This window comes from Fictibacillus aquaticus, assembly GCF_002245695.1.
In the GTDB taxonomy this organism is placed as follows: Bacteria; Bacillota; Bacilli; order Bacillales; family Fictibacillaceae; genus Fictibacillus; species Fictibacillus aquaticus.
In genome coordinates, this window is record NZ_NOII01000048.1 from 1 (window position 1) to 6,662 (window position 6,662).

The window sequence follows — 6,662 nt, forward strand, 5'->3', positions numbered from 1 at the left end:
TGAAAAAATTGTTCAACACAAGCGGGATGAAATACCGTGAACTAGGACTTAAGGACAAGCTGAAGGATGCTTCTGAGGAAGATATGCTCGAATGGCTGGCTTCAGACGGCATGCTGATCAAACGTCCGATGGCGATCAGCGGGGATAAAGCAACGGTTGGATTTAAAGAGGATACGTACGAGAAGACGTGGAAACGCTGAACAAGTGAATAACTATAATTATTCATTATAGTTACGATAAATTATTAAATAATCTGGAGGGATCAAGCAATGGAATTTCCAAAAGAACTGCGCTATTCTGAAGAACACGAATGGGTAAAACAAGAAGAAGGCAACAAAGTCCGTATCGGGATCACTGCTTTTGCTCAAGATGAGCTAGGCGACATCGTTTTTGTTGAGCTGCCTGAAGTCGGTGATGATATTACAGCTGACGAGCCGTTCGGCAGTGTTGAGTCCGTAAAGACCGTTTCTGAGCTTTATGCGCCTGTTTCGGGTAAAGTCGTTGAAATCAACAGCGAGCTTGATGACAGCCCAGAGCTTGTAAATGAATCGCCGTATGAAAAGGCGTGGATGATCGTTGTCGAAGCTTCTAACCCTTCAGAACTAGATGAACTGATGACAGCAGAGAAGTACGAAGATATGATTAAAGAAGATTAATTTGAGTAAAACAGATCCTTTCTTGGAAAGAATAGTAGAGATACTAGCTTTCAGGGAGGGATTTTTTTTGAATAAAAACAATCAAAACAATAAGGATAGATCGGATGTTACGTCGCGTGTATACGGGAAGCTTGACGGCGGATATATGTCATTATTTATGGACAAAGAATCAATTGGCAGAATAAAGTTTACCAATCAAGGCAACCAGTATGAAATGGCAGAAGGTTTTGAGTTTGAAAATGAGAAATTCTACAAACACGTACCCAAANNACCCAAAAGCGACCAGAAAATGACGGACCATTTTGTGGACGGATGCGACAAAGGCTGGTGCTGAGTTTTCTATATAATAAAAAAACAGAATGGAGCGGATTGTCCGCTCCATTCTGTTTTTTTTCAATTACTTGCTGCGGCTATTTCCGCCTTTTTCACCGATGTCACGGTAAAAGTCTTTATCGTGGTTTTCAGACGTTGCTTCTCCGCCTTTTCGCCCAATTTCCTGATAAAATTCTTTATCATGGCTTTTGGACGTCGCTTTACCGCCTTTTTTTCCGATTTCCTGATAAAATTCCTTGTCATGAGAAGAAGCAGTAGCAACACCGCCTTTTTTACCGATTTCTTGATAAAACTCCTTGTTATGTGATTTGGAGGTAGCTGCGCCGCCTTTACGGCCGATTTCCTGATAAAATTCTTTTCCGTGAGTTTTGGATGTTTTCTTGCCGCCCATACGTCCTGCTTCTTCACGGCTCATATTTCCATTTTCATTATTTTCTTTTTTGCTGTTTTCGCGTGCCATTAAGTATTCCTCCTTTATTCCATTTTTTGTAACTGCCACAACTGGCCATGTAAAAAAAATAGCCTCTCCTAAATGAAGCTAAACCTCTTTTATCTGTAATTATTGAAAAATAGTAAAATGAGTTTACTTTCTGAAAAGGGCATTTAGGTTAAAGGATAGAATTTTTCAAATATAGGGTATGTTAAATTTAAGAATGAACCTCTCTGAAGGATTTTAATAAAATATAGCAAATAACTAACTATNNCTGTCTTCATTCAGGTAGGAGAGATGATCATGGACGAAACGGCACATAAGGTCATTATTGTTGAGGGCAAATCAGACAAAGACAAACTTGTTTCTATACTTGATGAGCCTGTGGAAATCATCTGCACAAATGGTACACTCGGTTCTCATAAGCTTGAAGAACTGGCAGCGGCAATCGAGCACCGTGACGTGTATATTCTAGTGGATGCTGATGACGCTGGAGCAAAACTGCGCAAACAGCTGATGCGGGAGCTGCCGAATGCTGAGCATTTGTATGTACACAGGATGTATCGGGAAGTAGCGAAAACACCGCTTATTTATTTAGCCAAAGTCCTGCTTGGAGCTCACTTTAACATTAATAAAAACTGTCTTGGATAAGGGGGAAAGAATGAAAAAAATCTTTTCAGCTGCAGTTTTAGCCCTCTTGCTGACATCAGGCTGCTCCTCCGGTGACCGGCTGCAAACAAGCGGAGGAGAAAAAGAGGTTATTACTAAAGAATTAACCATTCCATGGAATGTTGCTTCAGATAGCAAAGTTTGGTGGATTGCCGAGAGAGGCGGCCAAATTGTTTCAATCGATAAAAAAACGAAAAGAAAAACCTCCTTTACACCATTATTGCTTAAAACGCTGCATGATAATGGAGAAGGAGGTTTTCTTGGCTTTGAGCTGCATCCAGATTTTCCTACTGTACCAAAAGCATTTGCGTATTATACATACAAGAATCAAGAACACATTTACAACAGGCTTTCAGAATTGAAGCTAAAAGGTGGCAAGTGGGAAGAAACAAAGCCTCTCATTGATGGTATACCAGCAGGCGCCATCCATAACGGAGGGAGAATAAAGTTTGGTCCGGATGGTATGCTGTACGCTGCAGCTGGCGATGCCGGGGTGCCTGAAACCGCTCAGGATGGATCCTCCCTCTCTGGAAAAATTCTAAGGATTGAGGCTGATGGATCGATACCTGAAGACAATCCTATTGCGGATTCGGCAATATACAGCTTAGGTCACCGGAATCCACAGGGGCTAACATGGGACGCTGAAGGCCGCATGTTTGCATCTGAACACGGACAGAACCATAATGACGAAATTAACGAAATACTTCCAGGAGGAAATTATGGGTGGCCGATAATCGAAGGCACAGAATCCAAAAAAGGATTCATACCTCCTTTGATTCATTCGGGAGCAGAAACATGGGCACCCTCTGGCATGATTGAAGATGACGGTATTTTATACGTTGCTTGCCTGCGCGGTGAAAAGATCCTCAAAATCAGCATCGCGGAAAAAGATGCCGTAACTTTTAGTGAGGGAAATGGCAGAATTCGTGATATCCTGATGGAAGAAGAAAAAATTTATGCTATTACGAACAACACAGATGGAAGAGGGGTGCCGAAAAAAGGAGACGATCGGATGATTTTAATCCGTTCTTCCTTGAAATAGCGATGATCCGTCAGCTGACTAAAAAAACATTTGATGCTATGCACGAAGAGAGCATGAAGAGCCCATTATTTATATATTTTGAAACACCTTTATGCGGTACGTGCAAAATGGGGAAAAGAATGCTCGAAATCGCAGTACAGTCTTTGGAACAGAATGATAAGGAATTTTCGGTTTATGAATGCAATATAAACGAATTTCCCGCACTCGCAAGAACGTATGGGATCACTAGTGTGCCATGTCTGACTGTTTTACGCAGAGGTGTTTCGGTAAAACAAGTATATGCGATGCAATCAGCTGCACATTTATATGACCTCCTGATGAAAAACGCGCGTTAAAAAACGTGAAAACCGCCTGCACAAGGCGGTTTTCACGTTTTTTTTCTTTTTTGGGGGCTGAATCAGCGTAAGTTTTTTCCAGATACTTTACTGATTTCATGTATTCTGTAACATTCATTATGGGAACATCGTCAAACAAGTATGGCAATACAAGTCCGCTTGTAGCAAGAAAGGAACCTGCCTTTCAAAGGTCAGATGTCTTTTCATACCTTTTTTTGTTTTTTCAGTAAAATAACAGATTCGTTACAAATGTTATTTCTTATGTAATATTGTTATACAAATGTATCCTACAAATGCGTTTTTGAATGGTATAACTGTATAGGAGAGCTTGTTGCATGTTTGCTCCCTAACTTATCGTGGTATTAAAGAGTGTTAGCCAAGCAAAGTAAATGACTAATTAAAAACAACCGGAAAACTAAGAGGTGAATTATAGATGAGTTCAATGAATATGAACGCAGTATTTCCTTCATTCTCTTCTAAATTAGCAACCATTGAAGATAAAGTGATGAAGATTCAGGAAGGCAACGATACGTTAAGAAACGAATTGATCGAAGCATACCAGCCGTTCATCAAGAAAGTGACGTCAAAGGTTTGCTCTCAATATATTGATCGAACAATGGATGAATTTAGTGTAGGTCTATTTGCATTTAATGAGGCGATTGACCAGTATCAAGAAGGACAAGGCAGCCGCTTTCTGTCTTTCGCAGACATGGTTATCCGCCGCAGGGTGATCGATTATATACGTAAAGAAGTACGCCAGAATAGGCTGATCTACCTTCAGCCAGATGAAGAAGACGAAGAAGGAAGAGTGGAAGACAGCTATGCTGAACAAAAAGCTGCGCTTGACCATTACGAAGAGAAAATTCAAGCTGAAACTCGTATGTTCGAAATTGAGGAGTACCAAAAGCTGCTGAAAAAGTTTGGACTTAACTTTAAAGTCCTTAGCAAGCATTGCCCGAAGCATGTGGACGCTCGAGAAAACGCTAAGGAAATCGCACGTCTTCTTACAGAAAACGAAGAGCTTTCACAATTTTTAATGGAAAAGAAACAATTGCCGATAAAAGATCTGCTTAATATGGTATCCTGTAGTCGTAAAACTATAGAGCGCAACCGAAAGTATATAATAGCAGTATCTTTAATTTATCTGGGCGAGTTTCAGGCGCTGAAGTCTTATATTCAGCCCTAGGTGAAGTCAATCGGTCGAATTGATGCGGATCATTCCATTCCGGATCATCAGTTTATCGAACGGATCCTGCAACTTGCGGGAGGGGTTATCCATGAAAACTGGCATAGTTATGGAAATATCAAAGGGAAAAGCGGTTCTTCTTTTAAAGGACGGAAATTTTGTTACGTATCGGATACCTAAAGGAAAACAGCCTCAGATCGGACATGAGTACACTGCTGATTTCTTTAAGGATCCATATCGCTTTCAGTTCCTGTTTCCATCCTTTTCTTTATCATTAGCAGCCGTCCTTACTTTTATCTTATATAACGGGTCTTTACCCTTAAGCCGCACCGAATCGGTCGCGGCTTATGTCAGTTTTGATATTAACCCTAGTCTTGAAGTGGCGGTCGCTGAAGATTTGCGTATCCTTCATGTTACGGCTTATAACAAAGATGCCAAAGCAGCGGTCGAGCGCATCGGCAATGCGGAAGGCTATACCCTTTCAGAATATGCTTCTGAACTGATGGCTGATTATGAGCGGGAAGGGTATTTTACAGCTAATCATGAGCTCATGGTTGTAACGGCGCGAAAGCCAAAGACGTCCGATTCTGTGAAAAAGAAGCTCGATCAATCTGTCAAAGTTATTATGAAAAGAGCTGAAAAAAAGCACCATGTTGCTGTTTCCTCAGCCGCTGCAGAAATAAAAACGAGAAATGAAGCAAAGAAAAAAGGAATTACTGCCGGAAAGTATTCCCTTTATTTAAATGCTAGAAAAAATAACCATTCGCTTTCTATAAAAGATGCGGACAAGATGACGGTTAAACAGCTGAAAAAGGCCGCTGAAGAATCTTCTTCAGAAAGAGAGAGCCGCAGTGATAACAGCCGTTTGCGTGGACCTTCCAGCAAGAAAATACCAGCTAAACAGAACCGGATGAAAGTGAATATTGCAGGCGGCCAGTATAAAAAGAAGGAAGATCGACCAGAGAAAATTCGTTTTAAGGAAAATAAGGACAATCATGACAAGGCTTTAAGAAAAAAGTCAGTGATGATTGTAGAGAAAAGAGATCACTCATCCAGGCAAGAGAACTGGAAAAGAAAAAGCACATTGGAAAGACAGCCGAGAGAAAACAACAACCCGAAAGAAAAGCAAAGACAAAAACATAAGCAGCATCCTCAGCACAGAAAGCATAAAGAGAAATCTGTCAAAAGATAGGGTACGAAACATCACTGCTGTCGAAGGCTTTTGGCAGGGATTAGGTACAGTTCCCCCGAAATCGGTTTTATAACGGTTTGGGGGGAGTTTTCATGTTGAATGTATCTTTCTGGGAGAACCAGATTGCCAGGAGTCCGTACTTGCCATTGTTCGGAATACGTGAGAGACCGACTTTTCACATTGAAAGCGAACGTACCGTGATTATCCGCTATAAAGAAGGAACAGTTCCGATGAAAATCTCCATTTCAGGTGATTCTCGTGATCTGTCGCTATTGTTCGAAGGAAAAGAAAAACTGTCAAAATTACTTCGTGAAAGCAGGATTGAATTTGACGGAGCATTTAAACAGAGGCTTAAATGGGAGGCTGTACTTTTCTTGGCATCACAGTGGGAGGAACTAAAGACGACTGTTTTATTCAGTAAATAAGACAAGTGCAGTTATGGTTTGACATCATTCGGCATGGGTGCTACAATTCAACACAGTTAAATAAACAAGAACAACTTTGTTCTTATCGCGAGAGGTGGAGGGACTGGCCCGATGAAACCCGGCAACCGCCAGCAATGTGCTGGAAAGGTGCCAATTCCTGCAAAGTAAGATTCTTTACTTTGGGAGATGAGAAGAAGGTGCATAGATAATATTATGCCTTTCTGCTCATTTTAAGCAGGAGGGCATTTTTATTTTTTGTAAAGAAGGCAGGGGATTACACCGTGATCACTTTAGAATCAGTCAAAAAAGTATTCCGCACTAAAGATGGTGAAGTGAATGCAGTTGACACGGTAGACTTGAACGTACAACAAGGAGAAATATTCGGCATCATCGG

10 protein-coding genes, 1 pseudogene and 1 riboswitch are annotated in these 6,662 nt (G+C 41.0%); of the genes and pseudogenes, 10 read left to right on the top strand and 1 reads right to left on the bottom strand.

Annotated elements, in window-relative coordinates; genetic code table 11:
* From CGZ90_RS19165 to CGZ90_RS19175, 3 genes are all read left to right on the top strand, one after another.
* The coding region (locus CGZ90_RS19165) for an ArsC/Spx/MgsR family protein (RefSeq protein WP_276206779.1) at positions 1 to 200 on the top strand (200 nt) is incomplete at its 5' end.
* A gap of 69 nt (positions 201 to 269) precedes the next feature.
* Entirely contained in the window at positions 270 to 656 is a 387-nt protein-coding gene (gcvH, locus tag CGZ90_RS19170) for a glycine cleavage system protein GcvH (RefSeq protein ID WP_094254108.1), read from the top strand.
* Positions 657 to 723: 67 nt separating this feature from the next.
* The gene (locus CGZ90_RS19175) at positions 724 to 990 is read left to right on the top strand and encodes a YusG family protein (RefSeq protein WP_165766925.1); all 267 of its coding nucleotides are present in this window, start codon (positions 724 to 726) and stop codon (positions 988 to 990) included.
* A gap of 63 nt (positions 991 to 1,053) precedes the next feature.
* Here the strand turns inward: CGZ90_RS19175 and CGZ90_RS19180 are convergent, their stop codons facing one another.
* The gene (locus CGZ90_RS19180; protein ID WP_379675094.1) at positions 1,054 to 1,449 is read right to left on the bottom strand and encodes a KGG domain-containing protein; all 396 of its coding nucleotides are present in this window, start codon (positions 1,447 to 1,449) and stop codon (positions 1,054 to 1,056) included.
* 273 nt (positions 1,450 to 1,722) lie between these two features.
* Here CGZ90_RS19180 and CGZ90_RS19185 point away from each other — a divergent pair, with 273 nt between their 5' ends.
* The 7 genes and pseudogenes from CGZ90_RS19185 to CGZ90_RS21125 form a co-directional block, all read left to right on the top strand.
* Complete coding sequence (locus CGZ90_RS19185) at positions 1,723 to 2,070, top strand: toprim domain-containing protein (protein WP_379675095.1); 348 nt, start codon at positions 1,723 to 1,725, stop codon at positions 2,068 to 2,070.
* Positions 2,071 to 2,080: 10 nt separating this feature from the next.
* Positions 2,081 to 3,130 (top strand): PQQ-dependent sugar dehydrogenase, encoded by a 1,050-nt coding sequence (locus tag CGZ90_RS19190; protein ID WP_094254111.1) that lies wholly within the window; start codon positions 2,081 to 2,083, stop codon positions 3,128 to 3,130.
* Positions 3,131 to 3,132: 2 nt separating this feature from the next.
* The gene (locus CGZ90_RS21320) at positions 3,133 to 3,465 is read left to right on the top strand and encodes a thioredoxin family protein (RefSeq protein WP_094254112.1); all 333 of its coding nucleotides are present in this window, start codon (positions 3,133 to 3,135) and stop codon (positions 3,463 to 3,465) included.
* Between the two features lie 433 nt (positions 3,466 to 3,898).
* Positions 3,899 to 4,651, top strand: a complete 753-nt coding sequence (gene sigI, locus CGZ90_RS19200; protein WP_240515489.1) for an RNA polymerase sigma-I factor — start codon at positions 3,899 to 3,901, stop codon at positions 4,649 to 4,651.
* A gap of 91 nt (positions 4,652 to 4,742) precedes the next feature.
* A complete protein-coding gene (locus CGZ90_RS19205; protein ID WP_094254113.1) occupies positions 4,743 to 5,843 on the top strand; it encodes an anti-sigma-I factor RsgI family protein in 1,101 nt (366 codons plus the stop codon).
* 92 nt (positions 5,844 to 5,935) lie between these two features.
* Positions 5,936 to 6,268: a hypothetical protein gene (locus CGZ90_RS19210; RefSeq protein ID WP_094254114.1), complete on the top strand. Its 333-nt coding sequence runs from the start codon at positions 5,936 to 5,938 to the stop codon at positions 6,266 to 6,268.
* 79 nt (positions 6,269 to 6,347) lie between these two features.
* Positions 6,348 to 6,461: riboswitch (SAM riboswitch) on the top strand.
* Between the two features lie 88 nt (positions 6,462 to 6,549).
* Positions 6,550 to 6,662, top strand: a pseudogene (locus CGZ90_RS21125) (methionine ABC transporter ATP-binding protein); the annotation flags it as partial.